16 protein-coding genes are annotated in these 16458 nt (G+C 48.1%); 10 read left to right on the forward strand and 6 right to left on the reverse strand.

Translation table 11 applies throughout. The features are described 5' to 3' along the window. Window positions 1-5 precede the first annotated feature (5 nt). A complete protein-coding gene (locus AC5JBY_RS30515) occupies window positions 6-1088 on the forward strand; it encodes a WD40/YVTN/BNR-like repeat-containing protein (protein WP_495908488.1) in 1083 nt (360 codons plus the stop codon). Window positions 1089-1090: 2 nt separating this feature from the next. On the opposite strand, the gene AC5JBY_RS30520 is transcribed toward AC5JBY_RS30515, so the two are convergent. Together AC5JBY_RS30520 and AC5JBY_RS30525 are read right to left on the reverse strand one after the other, a co-directional pair. After that, window positions 1091-1447, reverse strand: coding sequence for a nuclear transport factor 2 family protein (locus tag AC5JBY_RS30520; RefSeq protein WP_495908489.1), 357 nt, complete (start codon window positions 1445-1447; stop codon window positions 1091-1093). Between the two features lie 11 nt (window positions 1448-1458). Beyond that, window positions 1459-2271 carry an SDR family NAD(P)-dependent oxidoreductase gene (locus AC5JBY_RS30525; protein WP_495908490.1) on the reverse strand — a complete coding sequence of 271 codons (813 nt, stop codon included), beginning with the start codon at window positions 2269-2271 and terminating at the stop codon, window positions 1459-1461. Between the two features lie 246 nt (window positions 2272-2517). Here AC5JBY_RS30525 and AC5JBY_RS30530 point away from each other — a divergent pair, with 246 nt between their 5' ends. Then, the gene (locus AC5JBY_RS30530; protein WP_495908491.1) at window positions 2518-3084 is read left to right on the forward strand and encodes a hypothetical protein; all 567 of its coding nucleotides are present in this window, start codon (window positions 2518-2520) and stop codon (window positions 3082-3084) included. Here the strand turns inward: AC5JBY_RS30530 and AC5JBY_RS30535 are convergent. The 3 genes from AC5JBY_RS30535 to AC5JBY_RS30545 form a co-directional block, all read right to left on the reverse strand. Then, entirely contained in the window at window positions 2974-3534 is a 561-nt protein-coding gene (locus AC5JBY_RS30535) for a hypothetical protein (protein ID WP_495908492.1), read from the reverse strand. The genes AC5JBY_RS30530 and AC5JBY_RS30535 overlap by 111 nt on opposite strands. A 10-nt stretch (window positions 3535-3544) precedes the next feature. Next, window positions 3545-3739, reverse strand: a complete 195-nt coding sequence (locus AC5JBY_RS30540; protein WP_495908493.1) for a hypothetical protein — start codon at window positions 3737-3739, stop codon at window positions 3545-3547. A 281-nt stretch (window positions 3740-4020) separates the two neighbouring features. Next, window positions 4021-6030: an ATP-binding protein gene (locus AC5JBY_RS30545; protein WP_495908494.1), complete on the reverse strand. Its 2010-nt coding sequence runs from the start codon at window positions 6028-6030 to the stop codon at window positions 4021-4023. Between the two features lie 225 nt (window positions 6031-6255). On the opposite strand from AC5JBY_RS30545, the gene AC5JBY_RS30550 reads away from it, so the two are divergent. From AC5JBY_RS30550 to AC5JBY_RS30565, 4 genes are all read left to right on the forward strand, one after another. After that, window positions 6256-7341, forward strand: coding sequence for a hypothetical protein (locus tag AC5JBY_RS30550; RefSeq protein WP_495908495.1), 1086 nt, complete (start codon window positions 6256-6258; stop codon window positions 7339-7341). 16 nt (window positions 7342-7357) lie between these two features. Further along, complete coding sequence (locus AC5JBY_RS30555; protein WP_495908496.1) at window positions 7358-8626, forward strand: hypothetical protein; 1269 nt, start codon at window positions 7358-7360, stop codon at window positions 8624-8626. A gap of 91 nt (window positions 8627-8717) precedes the next feature. Next, window positions 8718-9482, forward strand: a complete 765-nt coding sequence (locus AC5JBY_RS30560; RefSeq protein ID WP_495908497.1) for a helix-turn-helix domain-containing protein — start codon at window positions 8718-8720, stop codon at window positions 9480-9482. Between the two features lie 91 nt (window positions 9483-9573). Then, window positions 9574-9963 carry a DUF1398 domain-containing protein gene (locus AC5JBY_RS30565; protein WP_495908498.1) on the forward strand — a complete coding sequence of 130 codons (390 nt, stop codon included), beginning with the start codon at window positions 9574-9576 and terminating at the stop codon, window positions 9961-9963. A 70-nt stretch (window positions 9964-10033) separates the two neighbouring features. Here AC5JBY_RS30565 and AC5JBY_RS30570 read toward each other — a convergent pair whose 3' ends face one another. Then, complete coding sequence (locus AC5JBY_RS30570) at window positions 10034-10660, reverse strand: DUF4159 domain-containing protein (protein ID WP_495908499.1); 627 nt, start codon at window positions 10658-10660, stop codon at window positions 10034-10036. A gap of 215 nt (window positions 10661-10875) precedes the next feature. Between AC5JBY_RS30570 and AC5JBY_RS30575 the strand changes: the two genes are divergently transcribed. The 4 genes from AC5JBY_RS30575 to AC5JBY_RS30590 are packed head-to-tail and all read left to right on the forward strand — an operon-like array spanning window position 10876 to window position 16413. After that, complete coding sequence (locus AC5JBY_RS30575) at window positions 10876-11877, forward strand: AAA family ATPase (protein ID WP_495908500.1); 1002 nt, start codon at window positions 10876-10878, stop codon at window positions 11875-11877. A gap of 3 nt (window positions 11878-11880) precedes the next feature. After that, complete coding sequence (locus AC5JBY_RS30580; protein WP_495908501.1) at window positions 11881-12750, forward strand: DUF58 domain-containing protein; 870 nt, start codon at window positions 11881-11883, stop codon at window positions 12748-12750. A gap of 53 nt (window positions 12751-12803) precedes the next feature. Then, window positions 12804-14282, forward strand: coding sequence for a BatA domain-containing protein (locus AC5JBY_RS30585; RefSeq protein ID WP_495908502.1), 1479 nt, complete (start codon window positions 12804-12806; stop codon window positions 14280-14282). Further along, window positions 14275-16413 carry a hypothetical protein gene (locus AC5JBY_RS30590; RefSeq protein ID WP_495908503.1) on the forward strand — a complete coding sequence of 713 codons (2139 nt, stop codon included), beginning with the start codon at window positions 14275-14277 and terminating at the stop codon, window positions 16411-16413. The genes AC5JBY_RS30585 and AC5JBY_RS30590 overlap by 8 nt, the downstream gene beginning before the upstream one ends. Window positions 16414-16458: the final 45 nt, after the last annotated feature.

Below are 16458 nucleotides of genomic sequence, written 5' to 3' on the forward strand. Positions count from 1 at the left end.
CAGGTATGAAATCAACGATGCTGCTGGGCACCCGCAAGGGGTTCATTGCCTACCGTTATGAAAAGAGTACATGGAAAGCGGAGAACCTTTCTTTTGAAGGAGTACCCGTTTCCATTGCTTATGCAGATCCACGTAACGGTACCTGGTGGGCCTGCCTCGATCATGGACACTGGGGTGTAAAACTACATCGCTCCAAAGACCGTGGCGCCACCTGGGAAGAAGTAGCAGCGCCCGCATATCCCGAAGGTGCAGAAGTAAAAGATGGCATGCCTGCCACCACCCGCTACATATGGGCGATGTCGCATGGCGGCAGCAGCTTCCCTGCTAAAATATGGGCAGGCACCGATCCGGGAGGCTTGTTTGTAAGTGACGATGAAGGCAGCAGTTTTCAGTTGGTAGAATCATTGTGGAACCATCCTTCCCGCAAGGAGCATTGGATGGGCGGCGGGCGCGACCTGCCGGGCATTCATTCCATTGTTGTAGACCCGCGTGATGAAAATCATATTCATATCGGCATCAGTTGTGCCGGCGTATTTGAAACTACCGATGGCGGACAAACATGGGCGGTACGTAATAAAGGTTTACGTGCCGACTTCCTACCCGATCCTGATTCCGACATTGGTCACGATCCGCACATTCTCGTAGCAGCTCCCGGTAATCCGGATTACCTGTGGCAACAAAATCACTGTGGCATTTTCCGCTCTGTTAACGGAGCTCAAAGCTGGGATGATATTGGGCAGACGGAAGGCCCTGCACGTTTTGGTTTTGCTATCACCGTAGCAGAGGACAATCCCAATCAGGCATGGGTAGCTCCTGCCAATAGTGATATGACCCGCACTGCTATCCAGGGCGCACTTTGTATTTGCCGCACAGATGATGGAGGTAAGAGCTGGAAGGAATTAAGGAATGGATTGCCGCAGGAGAATTGTTTTGATATCGTGTACCGCCATGCGCTGGTCAGCTCCGGCGATGCAGTAGCATTTGGCACTACTACCGGCAACCTGTTCTTTTCGCCTGATAAGGGAGACAGCTGGCAGGTAGTCAACAACTACCTGCCAATGGTGTACTCCGTGCAGTTTGCAGATTGATATTAATCCTTTTTCTTGTTGATGTTATAAGTAACCATGTTTTTGATCTTACCGTTTTGCAGCTCATATACGTCGCAGTAATACATATCGTACTCCTGCCCGCTTGCTGTATTCTTACACAATACTTCTCCGCCTACCGAAGCGTGATCCCCTTCCACGATAAAATGGTCACGCGTGGAGCTAACCATCACCATATCTTTATTCTTCTCAAAGAAGCTGCGTAATGCCGCTTTACCGGATATCTTCTGATCGTTCAGCATATCCCATTCCACATCGTCGGTCATGTTTTTCAGAATAGCCTCGGTATCATTCTTATCGAACGCATCGAGGAATTCGTTGATCACTTTTTTGTTGTCCATAATTTCACTTTTTATTGTGGGTGACTAAATGGTATATAAGGTGTTTTATAGTTAAGACCGTTGGTGGTTCCTGCAGTCACATCTACCGTAACACCGGTGATCTTACCCGCCATGTCCGATGCCAGGAAAGTGGCTGTGTTGGCAATATCTTCCATCATGGGCAGTTTCTTCAGCATGGTGTCTTCTTCCAGTTTACGGATGAAGGTGTTGGCAAACTCCGGCATGCTGGCCAATGCATCGCGGAAAGGCCTTGAATCGGGTGAGCCCGCACTACGGATATTGATGACCCGCACATTGTATGGCCCCAGCTCTACCGCGAGGTCACGGGAGAATCCCTCTATCGCACAACAGGCCGGACCAAAACCTCCCACCAGCGGGTAGCCGATAGCACCGGGCGTAGCGGTAATGGAAAGGATCACACCCGATTGTTGCTTCATCATCACCCTGCCTGCTGCACAAGCCGTAATGAATTGGGTTTCCATGGCTACATTGACAGGCCGGATAAAGTCGGCAAGGGCCATTTCAGTCAGGGGAACATTCTGGGTATCTTTCACATCAATAGCATTGAACGAGACATCGATGGTGCCCGTTTGACTAATCTTATTGACATGGTCATTGACCGCCTGCTCATCTAATGCATCTACCAGTGCAACGATCGCCTTTCCTCCCTGGGCCATGATATCATCCGCCACTTTTTGCAGGGAAACAGTATTGTGTCCCGTGAGGTGCACCGTGGCGCCATGCCGGGCAAAGGCACTGGCAACCGCTCCACCGATAGAACCTCCGGCACCATAGATAACAGCATTTTTGTTTTTCAGTAACATATACTTGTGTTTATACAAACTTATTGCCCGAAACATGACCGGAAGGTGTGCCGGTCTGACAATTTGCGGGGGCTATTGCGACAATCGCTGCCCCGTCGCCAGCGTCTCGCTGGTGACGGGTATTTACAAGCCTCCGGCTTGTTGTAGCAAACCAGCCACGAGTGAGATTCTTTTTAGAAACCGACTGTCATTCATTAAATTGTATATACTTCCTACCCTTGAAGACTCCTTAAATCAGCCACACATATGGACCAGTTTTTCCACATCCGGATGCTCATGAGCATCATCGTGAGCCTCAGCATGGCGCATTTACTGAAGGGCGTTGCCAAACTGATAGAACATCCCACCCGCGTACGGCTATATTGGGTACATCTTGGATGGGTGTTTTACATGTTCCTGTCGTTGCTGGACTTCTGGTGGTGGGAAATATTGCTGAAGAACGTAAAGGACTGGAACTTTCAGTCTTACCTGTTTATTATCTGCTTCATCATCATTTACTATATCGTCTGTTCACTTCTCTTCCCGGATGACATGAAGGAGTATGCCGGATACAAAGAGTACTTCTATTCGAGGAAGAACTGGATCTTTTCGTTTCTGGGTGTTTCCTTTTTATTCGATGTGATTGATACGCTTTTAAAAGGAGTGGAACATTATCGTTCGCTGGGTACCGAGTATATTATCAGGATCATCATTCATGTGCTGTTATGTGTGTTGGCGATCCGGACGAAAAATGAACGTATACATGCGGGGCTTGTTATTTTCTTTTTGCTGTACAATATACTGTGGATGATCAGGAAATATTGGGTACTGTAAGCTTGTTACCCTTTTGCAGTCCATATCAGCAACCGTACAAGCTCCTGACACTGATGTGCCCGATGGAATACCGGCATCCACTGCACGTCCCTGCCCTGCTACAATCAACGGCTGCCGATCTTCCACATACTGCTTCATCAATGCCGCTTTTACCTCGTCGACACTACTGCCCAGCCTGAGCATGCTAAAGGCTTTTCCCGACAGCTTACCATATACACCATGCTGCCGCTGGTTCTTCGGCAAGGCGCGATAGATGAACTGTACTGCTTTTGAAGCCTGTGCAAACAACCCGGCATTATACATCGTACGCCAACGGCGTGGGTCTTTCTTAAATGCCTTTCCCTCTTTGGAACCGCTCTCACGCTCAATATATACGCCGTTTCCCAACTTATATCCAATAGTGGCACCCAGCTTTCCAGTGAATGAGTGCGTTCCGCATTGTTTTGCCATGGCAATCTTTTTAAATTTGTACTGTAAACTTACGATCAGCAACAACCGGTTTCCAAATCTCCATTTCTGAAAACGACCATAATTTCTGAAATCGACGTTTTTTGCTGATTTTTCCATTTTCGTATATGGCATGCACTTCACTAAACATGCTTCCACCAGGCAGGCAGCCAATATCACTCCCATATCCAACTGTGGTCAATCTCATAGCCACCTGACAGCAATTTGAGGTATTGAGCGTACCATGAGCGCATCACAAGCGCACGTTGAGCGTACCTGTAGGGCACCTTAAATTTGAGTAAAAGGGATAGCAGCTGCCTGTCCGGCCAGGCTTGAAGAATCCGGATTAAGCAAAAAAGCAGGTATGACGATGAAATGCTTCATGCAGATAAGCAATTGAAGATATATGCTAATTTAAAACAAAAGCATGGCATCAACAATAAAAACAACCCCTAAACGACCACGTTATTAAGCAACAAACAACCTCCTTTAAACAATCCTACGCTGGATAGCAGCGGTGTTGTCGGTAGCAGCGCGTACTGCTTCGGCGGCTGTGTCCTGCGCTTCGTTGAGTGTTTTTCTTTCCAGCTGTAGTTTATCGTTGAGAAACTTGTGTTTCATCTCGAAGTCGTTGATCACTTCGCTCCACTTCTTCACGAATATCTTGTACTGTCCGGTTTTGAAAGCCAGTGATTTTTCTCCGTGAGGCTTGGCATTGTCCAGTGCGGCTTCTATTTCTCCGCGGCTGTTGAAGTCCGTGCCAATGAGGTAAAACTCCCAGGTCATGTTGTTGCCATTGAACTGTGGTTCGTTCATGATGACGTTCATGTATTTCTTTACCTGGGCCAGCTCGTTTTCGCCCAGCTTCAGGGCAGGGTGTTTCAGCTCTACCACGATGTTCCTGATCTCATGGGTCAGTATATCCTGCCGGCAAAGGAAGATGTCCATTTCCCGGTATTTGTCTTCATGATTGATCGGCAGCACCGGAACATCTCCGCGCAGTAAATGGCTATGCCGCCTGAGCGCTTCTTCAAACTTTGGCTCGGCAGCTGTGACCAGGTGATACTGCTCTCCAAATATCCAGTAATGGGCTTCGACCAGCTTTTGCAGGTGATCGCGCTCATTGGCTTTGAGTTCTTTGCGTATGATCAGATCGCGCAGGGTATCGATGGTTTTATAACGGTCTTCTATAAGGCGGATCGTGTGATTAACACGGGCCAGCCGGGTTATTTTAATGATGGACGCCATCTGCTTTCTTTCCTGGTTGGAGAGTTCTACTACACCATCGAGGATGTCGAACAGCTTGTCTCTTTCCAGACTATCGAGCATCAGGTTCAGCAGGCGTACAAAGGTCTTCTTCTGCTCGGTGTTGAGGTTGAGGAATAGTTTTGGTTGCACCTCGTATAGTCCACGCACCAGGTTTTCCAGCTCTATCTTGCGGATCACATCCCAGGGATTGTCGCTAAACACAGGAAAGATATCGTCCTGCTCGTATTGGCTGATCAGAATATCGGTGTACTGTTTCAGGTAAGGCTTGCGTTTGTCGAGCAGGAAAGCAGACAGCTTCTTGTGCAGGAACCGGAATACCGGATCGATACGGGTGCTGCCGATGAACGCCAGCTGGGGATCGGTATTCGTTCCTTTAAATTTAAACTGATCAAAGTAATTGCTCCTGATGTAGACGCTGTGGTAGAAATGATCGCCTTTGTTGTTGAGGGAGGTAAATTCTTTGTACCGTTCGATATTATCAGCACCTATATAATAGTATTTGGAAAACTCCTTGTTGATCTTCATGTTCCACCGTACGTACTTGACTTCAAACTCATTGTTGCTATCCTGGTGATTGAGCATGAAGTGGTGGGTATCGCCAATAATAGATGAATAGTCCAGCGGCGCGCCATTGATCAATAAAGCATACCCATTGTCTTTGTTCAGTTCGAGGTACCAGCCAAACTCCAGACAGAGGAAGTCCATCAGTTCTTCCTGCAGCTTGCCATCGGTAATGTCGGGCAGCATATTGTAGAAGGTGACCGATGTGCCGGTAGCTTTCTTTTTTACCTCATGTACACCGGAATCGGGGCTGTCGTATTTGTTGATTGAATCAAATTTGATGTTGATGAAGTACTCGTACTTCTTTTTCTTTTCTTCATATACCGTGTTCCAGATCGCCTCTGTGGCAAACTTGAAAAAGGTAAGCCGCCCTACCCCATTCTTGCCATGCACTGCGGAGGTATTCTTGGGTGATTCTATTTCGATGGCTTTTTGCGAATCGAAGAAGGGAGAGAACTTTTCGGCCAGCTGCGCCCGGTTGATGCCATAGCCATTGTCGATGATCTCCATCTTTGCCACAAAGCCCAGGTTATTGGCTTCATAATTCAATTGTACCGTATTTGCCTTAGCGTCGAACCCATTCCAGATGTATTCGGCAATGGCCTGTTTATAATCAAACCTGCTGAGTACTTTCTGGATGCCTTTCCCGGTGATCTCGATATTTGCCATCTTACTACTAATATATTTAGCTAAAATACTGAACGCATCACTAAATATATTAGTTCAGGTCATAACTTTTTATCCACCGTCCGGCACCCCCAGCCTCCATTTCCCTCAGCTCCTTCACAATGAATGTTTTATGAATTACAAGGCTGTTAATCTGTTGGTAGACAGTTAAGCTGATGCTGTTGTATTGAAGCGGGCCGGGATTATCTTAACTTCAGTGATATAACTATGCGACCAATTATTTATCTGATGGTATGTTGGGGATTGCTCTCCTTTTCTGAGCATAAAAGGAACAGTCACCCACCTGTAACCGTTGCCGGAACGCAGGGCAATGATGCAGTAATTCATTGGAAACAACCTGTGCCGGCAGATACAGCTTGGATACAGAAGATCCTTGACAACTGGCAGTATGTGTGCGAGCATGAACTGACAATTGAAGTGAAGGGATTGCCGTGGATCATTTTTTATGACAGTAGTTCGGCCTGGCATGTGAATGCCGACGTGGGTATGCTGCCCGCCGCAGAGAAAACATCCTATAGTGTTGTGTTTGCAGGGATCACGTATCCACTTGTGCGGCTGTCGCACACCGATAGCCTATGGGTGCCAGACAGGGCTGCCATTCCACTGGCGGCCGGGCTCGTTACCACGATACCTTATGCACAAAACAAAAAGGCATTCTTTATTGCTCCGCTGCCTTCGCTGTTTCACAAATTTGCACCGCCTGATCAGGCTTCCTTCCTCGACTTTTTATTCCTGGGCAACAATATTCACGAACTGACGCATACCCGCCAATTGCCTTTTGTGCTTCCGCAGTTGTTGGCTATTCATGACGCCGGCAAATACAAAAGTCTCAATGATAATACGGTGGAAGAAATGTTTTCAGGTAATGAGCGGTATAAACAGCTTTATGCAGAAGAAAACACGCTATTGTGGAATGCTGCTTTTACAACCAATAAGGATAGTTGCATAACAGTGATAGAACATGCTTTAAAACGCATACAAATACGCAAGCGTGAATTCTTTAGCGGGAGAAACCAGGGATTAGGACAAGCCGACGAAATATTCCTTTCGCTGGAGGGTTCGGCTATGTGGGCACAATATCGTGTAATGCTTAAGAATGCACCTAACCCGAATGAGCGCGAGCTGCTTTCCTGGTTGACAAAGCAAGGTCCGGCCTGGTCGCAGGTGCGTGGATTGGTATTGTTTCTCCTGATCAACAGGTTTGATCCTGACTGGAAGGATCGCTTCTTTGAAAAGCCACTGCCGCCTGCAACTGATTATCTGCGCGAGGTACTGGCGAGGCGGAAGAAATAATATAAATGGATGAACTATGAACAGAAACATCATCATCTGTGCATCGTGGTTCGGCCTGATAACCCTATTGTTAAGCTTACTTAATCCCGCAGCAGCGCAGGTCGATCAACAACGTGCTGAAACTTATTTCAAAGAAGCCACAGCTATCTGTCAACGTGATAGCGGGCGACTCTGGGGTATTTCTTTATGTGGACCGATGGTGTTCGCAGACGCACGGACCAAAACGCTTGCAACCAGTCAACCTCGTCCGGCAGACAATTGGCCTCATGTTCTTGGCCACACGAATGCACCGCTTGAGTGGGGTGGCGAACGTTGGGTGACCTATATGTGGGACTTCACGACATCCTTGCCAACTCCACGTGTAAGGCACGAATTTATGTTGCACGAGCTGTTTCACCGCATTCAACAAGACCTTGGGCTGATGCCTCTCATCGGAAAGAACGCGCACCTGGACACCGTCGAGGCACGTATATGGCTGCAACTCGAGTGGCGCGCACTGGCGCGGGCGCTCGATCAATCTGGAGCGAACCGTAAACGCGCGATAAGCGATGCACTTGCCTTCCGGTCTGCACGCCGCTCTCTGTTTGCCAACGCCGCGGAGAACGAGCGCGTCGAAGAGATCCGGGAAGGTCTCGCGCAATACACCGGCATCGTCGTCGCAGCCGGTTCACGTGCTGAAGCAGTCGCCAGTACAATAGAAAATCTGGACGCCGCTAAAGGACATGAAACGTTTCTGCAACAAGCTTATGTGACTGGTACGGCGTATGCGGTGCTGCTCGATGACGCTTCCGTGAATTGGAGAAGAAGCGTGCGCAGCAGCTCTGATCTGGGACAAATGCTGATGGCTGCTCTCCGTATCAAGCCTACTGCTGACACTGCCGCAGCTTCGGAGCGATACGGAGGCAAGGAAATCCGCTCTGCTGAACAGGCACGCGAAAAGCAACGAAAGGCCCGCATGCTCGAACTGCGGAACCGCTTTATCGATGGCCCTGTACTACTCGTTCCCTCAGGCGGTGGCGCAACCTTTAACGCGGTAGGCGCCACACCCATTCCTGGCGCCGGCACCGTGTTCGTGCAGCCCTACCGCACCAAGGGTGAATGGGGCACGCTGGAAGCAACAAACGGCGTACTGATCAGCGACGACGGCAAGCGACAACTGCCTGGACCGTTTAGGATTGAAGGCATCAACATCAGTGGGGAAGGCTGGACGGTGACGGTTGCTTCAGGGTGGATGCTGCGCCCCGGCCCACGGTCCGGCGATTACCAGATCATTCGCGAGCCGTAACAGGAGAATCGGCAACAGCACTTTCATGCGTCTGTCTTGTACATAGGTAACCATCCGCTGACCTTATAGAGAAGTATTGTAATTTTAATTAGTGAAATTTGAAAAGTTCATACCGTCAGAACGATTAAGACCTTACGTCAAACACTTTGTGGTGTCTGAAAATACACAGGCGTCTACTTATAAAGTCTTCCCTTCCTCCGGTCTTGTGATTGGGTTTCAGTACCGGGGTAGCTTGTCGCTGATTCAAAATGGGTTAGTAAACAATCTGGCAGCGGCAGGCATTACAGGTATCGCTGACAGCTACAAGATATTTAGTAATACCTCCGGCATCGGTTCTATACTTGTTTATTTTACAGAGACAGGATTCGCCCACTTCGCTTCTCTACCTGTTCATGAACTGTTTAACCAAAGTGTTTCTTTGGATTCAATTTTCGACAACAGCAAGCTGCGGGAAACAGAAGAAAAATTATCGCTGTTGAAAACAGACCGGCAGCGTATCCAGGTAGTTGAGCGGTTTTTATTGTCGCAGTTAAAGGACATTCAATCGGACAAGCTCATCATTGAAGCGGTTAAGATGATCTATGATTCGAAGGGAACTATCCGCATTAAGGAGCTTAATGAAAAGCTATTCATCAGTCAGAGCCCTTTTGAAAAACGGTTCCGAAAGTTAGTAGGCACTACGCCCAAGAAGTTTGCTTCTATAGTGCGCTTCAATACAGTGCTTGACAACCTTGGGAAGGCTAAATCGCTCACGGAACTTTGCTACGACAATAACTTCTTTGATCAAGCTCACTTTATAAAAGACTTCAAACAATTTACCGGTGACACTCCGGAGAACTTCAAGCGATGGCTATAGAAGGAGTCGGGTACCGGTTGGGAATTAAACGACTTTTTACAATTCCCGGCACTGCTGCGTTTTGATCTTTGTATCCACAAAATCAAATACCATGTTTACATTAGAGCAAATCAGGACAGCGCATGTAAAAGTAAAATCAGGTGCCGACTTTCCTGCCTACATCCGGGAGCTAAAGGGATTGGGAGTTACGTATTATGAAACTTATGTGACGGACGGACATACAGATTACCAAGGGAACAATGATTCCAGGCTGACCTCTCCCGCTAAATATGATACGCTTATCATTTCAGACAATATCAACGCGGAGCAGTTTAAAAAAGACCTGTTTCATCACCAGCAAGGCGGATCGGATTACTTACAGTTTTGCAAACAATGTGCGGATAATGGCATAGAGAAATGGGCAGTGAGTCTGCAGGCAATGACCTGTACTTATTATGACAAAGCCGGAGTCGAAGTATTAGTAGAGACCATCCCACAATAGAGGTAATCAGCAACTCATCACGAAGCTGTATCTAAAGAATCCGGAACCCGAAATTCTAAACCCGGAATTATTACGCCTGCATGGCGTATAGTATAATATTGAGGCCGAACTTGGTATTGTCCTCGGCCATAAATCGCTTGTTGCGGAAATCGTAATCCCATTCGCAGCCATAATCTTTGTTGCTGTACAGTACTGCAATGCGGCCGTTGATCTCGACTGCTTTCAGGTAATCGTGCACCAGGTCGTCGCCCCAGCCGTTCAGTTCGAAGGAAGTGGGCGGCGGCCCTTTTTCGAAGGTGAAGAATGACCGGTAGAGCTCGTGATTGTTGGGTATTTTTTTAAGTGCCTGCGGACCAAAAGTGGTGCTCATCTGCGTTTCGAAGGATTTGGCGAACAGGCCGTCTATATCGTGGTTGCAATCGTCTACAAATACAAACCCTCCATTCTGCACGTATTTTTTGAAGTTGGCCTGCTCCCGGGCATCGAACTGTACCAGCTTGTGGCCGCTGAGGTAACAGAAGGGTGCGGAGAAAATGTCGTCGCTCCCCAGTTCTACGATCCGCTCCTGCGGATTTACAGGAATGGTAGTATACTCGACCAGTGAGTTCAATAAATTTACAGGCATACGCTGGTCTGTGTCCCAGTCGCCGGAACGGTATTTTAGTCGGGAGAAGGTAAACTTGTTGCCTCGATACATAGTAGCTGATTGATGCCTGGGTATTTGGTACCGGATAATGTATTAAAGTATATTAAAATTCTTATTTTTTCATAGCAGGCAAAAGAAAATGAAAGGTTATGACGTCAAAAAGTCCGAACTTCCGTCGCTACGACTGGAATTTAGTTCCTGATCATCAATCTGCTATAGCCATTATTGCTTTCCATTGAGAAATCTATTTTAACCAAAACTACTATTTGACCTTGGTATTAACAGCAACAAATGTCAGCGATCTGCTGCAAAAAGTATCCCTACTCAAAAAAGAGATCCAAAAGGTTATTGTTGGACAGGACGAAGTGCTGGAAGAAATACTGGTAGCGCTACTGGCCGGTGGCCACTGCCTGCTGGAGGGTGTGCCGGGACTCGCCAAAACGCTGATGGTGCGAACGCTGTCGCAGGCTGTACACCTTAGCTTCCGCCGTATCCAGTTTACGCCCGACCTGATGCCTTCTGATATTATTGGTACGGAGATCCTGGAAGAGGACCTGATGACCGGCAAGCGGAGTTTCATTTTTACCAAGGGGCCGTTGTTTGCCAACATCCTGCTCGCCGATGAGATCAACCGTACGCCGCCAAAGACGCAGTCGGCCCTATTGGAAGCCATGCAGGAATTCGAAGTGACGTATGCAGGCAAAACTTATCACCTGGATCGCCCATTCTTCATATTAGCTACTCAAAACCCCATAGAACAGGCAGGTACCTATCCCCTGCCCGAAGCTCAACTGGACCGGTTCTTATTGTATGTAAAGATCGGCTATCCCTCAGAACAGGAAGAGCTACAAATATTAAGTAATACCACCGGCAGCCGCCAACACAAAGTTGCCGCCATCGTGAGTGGTGAGGAGATCATCCAATTGCAAGGACTTGTACGGGAGGTGACCATCAGCGACGACCTCGTTGGCTGGGCTGGTAAGATAGTCCGTGCTACCCGTCCGGACACTACTACCGCCGATTATGTAAAGGAGTGGGTGCGCTGGGGCGCAGGCCCGCGTGCAGGACAGGCACTGATCCTTACCGCCAAAGCAAGGGCTTTGTTGCATGGCCGCTATGCTGTGACGGAAGGCGATATTCAGGCCATGGCCTACCCTGTTTTGCGTCACCGCATCCTGATGAATTTCAAAGCGGATGCAGAGCGCGTGACGCCGGATATGGTTACGGCCAACTTGTTGAAAGTGATTGAAAGACCGAGAGCATTATAATTCGTGTTATTAGATCCTAAGATATTATTGTCACTGAGAAATCTATCGTTGGCGGCGAAGACCACCATCGATGGTTTTATGACGGGCGCCAACAAAAGCACTATCAAAGGCAGTGGTATGGAGTTTAGCCAGTACCGCAGTTACATGCCGGGCGATGACCTGCGCTGGATGGACTGGAAGATGTATGCACGCAGTGACCGCTATTATATCCGTGAATCGGAATCGGAGACCAGCATCAGTGTTCGTCTGCTGGTAGATGCCAGCGCCTCGATGGATCACCGCGACGGGCAGTTTACTAAAATGGAATATGCCCGCTACCTCGCTGCCAGCCTGGCCTACCTCGCCAATATGCAGGGTGATGCCGTAGGTTTATATGTGTTGCGTGAGCAAAGTATTTTCTCGCTGGCTGCGCGACAAGGCTTCCAGAATCTTAATCGCATATTTTACCAGCTTGAACAGGCAGGTCCCAAAGGAACTTTTACGGAGCCTATTTATTACAAAGACATTTATGCGGGTGGCCAGAAAAGGGAGTTGCTCATTTTCATTACTGATTTCTATCAGCAGCAGGATGAAATGTACAAGCTGCTCGACCTGCTGGGAGCGCTGCGCCATGAGATCATTGTGCTGCATTTGATGGGGCGTAATGAAATGGAACTGGATTATGCCGGTTATACTACGCTCGAAGACCTGGAAACGGGTGCTTCTATCCAGATCAATCCTGGTGAAATAAAACAAGCTTATACCGAGCGGCTCAAAGCACACCTTGATAGTATTAAAAAGGAATTGCTGGGCCGCAATATTTATTACCGGTTGATGATGACGGATGAACCGGTGGATCAGGCATTGAGAGACTTTTTGAGGAGTAGGAAGTAAGAGGTAAGATGTATTAGGTAAGAATACAGGAGACAGCATAAAACAGAAAGTAATTGCTACAGTTGTTGAATCCCATATCGTTGTTGGCCATTGCGGCGGTAATTATACCGGTGCTGGTACACCTATGGAATGTGCGCAAAGGTAAAACGTTGCGCGTGGGTAGCATTGCTTTACTGACCGTCAGTTCGCGTCAACGCTCCAACAGGCTACGCATCAACAACTGGCCTTTGTTCTTACTTCGTTGCTTGTTACTGGTATTGCTGGCGCTTTTATTGGCAAAGCCTGTATGGAATGCTACACAGGATACTACTAAACAGCGGGGCTGGATACTCATCTCAGGTCAGGAGTTGCCGGCAGCGTATGCGCATTACAAACCGCAAATCGATTCATTGCTGGCTGCCGGGCTGGAATTGCATAACCTGTCGGCAGGCTTTGAAAGAATACAGTTACAGGATACAGCTTTATTAAAAGATACTTCCACCATTACTGCAGCACGCCCCTGGCCATTGTTGAAAGTATTGGATGCCAGCCTGCCCAAAGGGTTTCCGCTGCATGTGTTTGTTAATGATCGCTTGTCATCTTACCGGGGCGAGCGACCGGTTACAAATCTCGCTATTCAGTGGCATAGTTTTACAACTGGCGATACGCTTACGCAATCTCCTGCCCTATCTTATGTTACCGCTGAAGGCAAAATAAAGAATATTGAATGGGTCACTTCTCCGCAGGGGAATTGGTTTAGCGAGGACAATGTAAGTGCAACTTTTACTGCAGCTCCTGACACTTCTGTTATTCGCGTGGCTATTTATACTGGTCAGCATATATCTGATGCGCAATATGTGAAAGCTGCCATGCAGGCTATTGCTCAATTTACAGGCACGCGTATTCAAGTGTCTTCGCTGGCAGGTGATCAGCTACCAGCCACGCCGCAACAGCTTATCTTCTGGCTGGATGAATCAGCCGATGGCAAGTCAGGTACATCGAAGCCTTCTTCTACTCTTTTATCATACCTCGCTCCGAAAGGAATATTGTTTGGTTACGATACTGGCCGTGTGACTCCGGTATCTTCCTGGATGCAGGAAGGACGTGCCATAACAGCTGCAGCCGGGCTGCATAAAGTATACCAATACATTTCTGGCAATACGACGGGTACTCCTGTATGGACATTGGCTGATGGCAGGCCCCTATTGACAGTTACTGAGGAAGATGGGAAGTCCGTGTATCGTTATAAAGGTCGTTTCAATCCCGCCTGGGGCGACCTCGTATGGGAAGATGGTTTTGTGAAAGCGATGTTGCCGCTGGTGGCGCCGGCGTTGAAGGCAGATGTTGCACTGGACAGGAGGCGCGTGGATGATAAGCAAGTGATACCGGCAATCGGCAGTCGGCAATCGGCAATAAAGAATCAACATTTAGAAGGGGGAATAAAGCACAATGCTACATCATTATCTAAATGGTTGTGGATTGTAGTTTTTATAGTATTTGCAGCAGAGCGCATATTAGTTTATCGTCAACAACAACGTGTGGAGCATGGCTGATCAGCATCATGTACATATCATTCATGCGCTTGCAGACAAGTGGAGCAGAAACAACCTGTATGCTTCACTATTGAAGGCTTTGGCTCCTGCCTGGTTGCTGGCAATGATCGCTCTTTATATCTTCCAGTTGCCTGTGTGGGGAGTCATTATTCTCTTTATTGTCATCGCGGGTTTGAGCTGGTGGCTTCAACCATCCCGCACGCTCACGCCTTCAGATATTTCCAGTTACTTAAATCGTACGCACCCCGAATTAGAAGAAAGTACTCAATTATTACTGCTGCCCGAGCAATCGCTGACGCTTTTGCAAAGGATGCAGGTTGAAAAGATAGCTCCTTCGCTGAATGATGTGCCACCACCGCCTGAGATGTGGCAATCGCTAAAGAAAGCATGGCTACTGTTAACCGGCGCTGTACTTGCCGGCATATTGGTTTATATCGGTTCCCGTTTTCTTTCTCCCAATGAGCAACGGAAAGATGATACTGTTGCCGCTGCAACGACCACTCACCCGGAAACTGTACTGCCCGGCATCGCGTCTTTCAAGGTACAGATCACTCCCCCTGCTTACACGCGCAATAAAAGCAGGCAGCAACAACAGTTTACACTGAAGGTGGAAGAAGGCAGCAAGGTGCAATGGGAGATCCATACCAACCAAAAGGTGCCGCAACTACAACTCGTATTCAATACACGCGATACACTGCACTTTACACCTACTTCACCAGACAGCACCACTTGGACGCTGCAAAGGGATGTTCGTGAATCCGGTTTTTACCAGGTGAGTCTGGCCGGGCATGCTTCGCAGTTGTACACGCTGGAGGTAATACCTGACCTACCCGTCAATGTTCATATCATTACACCGCAACAATACACGACGGTTGAGCCCGGCGCTGCGCCACTCGTTACGCTGTCTGTGGAGTTGCAGGATGATTACGGTATTAAGACAGCAGGCATTGTTGCTACCAATGCCAGTGGTAAAGGGGAAAGTGTAAGTTTCAAAGAGCAGCAGTTGTCTTTTTCTGCCAGCTTCGATGGCCGTGCTCAAATGAATGTGCGCAAGGTGCTCGATCTGCACGCGCTGGGTTTGCATGCCGGTGATGAGCTTTACTTCTATGTGAAGGCGACTGATAACCGTGGACAGGAAAGCCGTTCGGATATGTATTTTATTTCACTGCCTGATACGGCCGAACTGATGAGCTTATCAGGTATGGAATCAGGCGTGAACCAGGTGCCTGAATATTTCAGGAGTCAGCGGCAGATCATTATCGATATCGAGAAGTTGTTGCAACAGCAGGCTTCTATTCCTAAAGACTCTTTCAATCTTCATAGTAATGTGCTGGGTGATGACCAGAAGTTGCTGCGCCTGCGTTACGGAAAATTCATTGGTGAGGAATGGGAAAGTGGCGGTCACCATCCCGGCGATGGTCATGAGCATGGTGGCGAGGAACATGGTGAAGAGAAAGAGATCGCCTTTGGCGATGCGAAGGCTATTGAAGATCAATATGCACACAAGCATGATAATGCCGAGGATGCTTCTTACCTCGAGCCGGCTCAAAAGGCACAGCTCAAAGCTATATTGACCGAAATGTGGAGCAGTGAATTGAAGCTGCGGATGTACACACCACGCGAGGCATTGCCGTATGCATATAAAGCGTTACGCCTGTTAAAGGACATGCAACAGAAGTCGCGGGCTTATGTCAGTAAAACGTCAATCAAAATGCCACCGCTGCGACCTGACAAAAGGCTCAGTGGTGAGCTCGATAAAATTGGTGCGCCGCAGAGTAATAAGAATACGACTTCCGGCAATGATGAGGAGAAGGCTTTGCAGCAGGCTATGGCATTGCTGGAGGAGTTGAAAACGTCATCTACACTGGCGCCGGAGAAAGCAACTGTATTGCTTACAGCGCAACGTGTGATCAGTGAGAAGGCGGTAAAAGCGCCAGCAGATTATTTGCCTGCGCTGAATGCGATCCGCAAGATCACACAGGAGCCGGGCAAAACGGACAGAGCAGCTATTGCAAAGGTGCAGGCGGCTTTGCAAAAGATCATTCGCGCGGGATCATTGTTGCCGCAGAAAGGCAGTAGTTCAAAAGAGGATCAATTGGCGGATTATTATTTTAAGAATTTGAATAAATAAGTCAGGTTTTCGAAGCTCGCCAGAGGCGAGGGAATAGGCGTCACC

The sequence above is a fragment of the Paraflavitalea sp. genome (assembly GCF_059502485.1).

What these genes read in the sequence shown, in the direction of transcription:
- AC5JBY_RS30555 (WP_495908496.1), top strand. Translation starts at nt 7,358, where the DNA reads ATGAACAGAAACATCATCATCTGTGCATCGTGGTTCGGCCTGATAACC.
- AC5JBY_RS30530 (WP_495908491.1), top strand. Translation starts at nt 2,518, where the DNA reads ATGGACCAGTTTTTCCACATCCGGATGCTCATGAGCATCATCGTGAGC.
- AC5JBY_RS30525 (WP_495908490.1), bottom strand. Translation starts at nt 2,271, where the DNA reads ATGTTACTGAAAAACAAAAATGCTGTTATCTATGGTGCCGGAGGTTCT.
- AC5JBY_RS30545 (WP_495908494.1), bottom strand. Translation starts at nt 6,030, where the DNA reads ATGGCAAATATCGAGATCACCGGGAAAGGCATCCAGAAAGTACTCAGC.
- AC5JBY_RS30565 (WP_495908498.1), top strand. Translation starts at nt 9,574, where the DNA reads ATGTTTACATTAGAGCAAATCAGGACAGCGCATGTAAAAGTAAAATCA.
- AC5JBY_RS30535 (WP_495908492.1), bottom strand. Translation starts at nt 3,534, where the DNA reads ATGGCAAAACAATGCGGAACGCACTCATTCACTGGAAAGCTGGGTGCC.
- AC5JBY_RS30570 (WP_495908499.1), bottom strand. Translation starts at nt 10,660, where the DNA reads ATGTATCGAGGCAACAAGTTTACCTTCTCCCGACTAAAATACCGTTCC.
- AC5JBY_RS30540 (WP_495908493.1), bottom strand. Translation starts at nt 3,739, where the DNA reads ATGAGATTGACCACAGTTGGATATGGGAGTGATATTGGCTGCCTGCCT.
- AC5JBY_RS30550 (WP_495908495.1), top strand. Translation starts at nt 6,256, where the DNA reads ATGCGACCAATTATTTATCTGATGGTATGTTGGGGATTGCTCTCCTTT.
- AC5JBY_RS30520 (WP_495908489.1), bottom strand. Translation starts at nt 1,447, where the DNA reads ATGGACAACAAAAAAGTGATCAACGAATTCCTCGATGCGTTCGATAAG.
- AC5JBY_RS30515 (WP_495908488.1), top strand. Translation starts at nt 6, where the DNA reads ATGAAATCAACGATGCTGCTGGGCACCCGCAAGGGGTTCATTGCCTAC.
- AC5JBY_RS30590 (WP_495908503.1), top strand. Translation starts at nt 14,275, where the DNA reads ATGGCTGATCAGCATCATGTACATATCATTCATGCGCTTGCAGACAAG.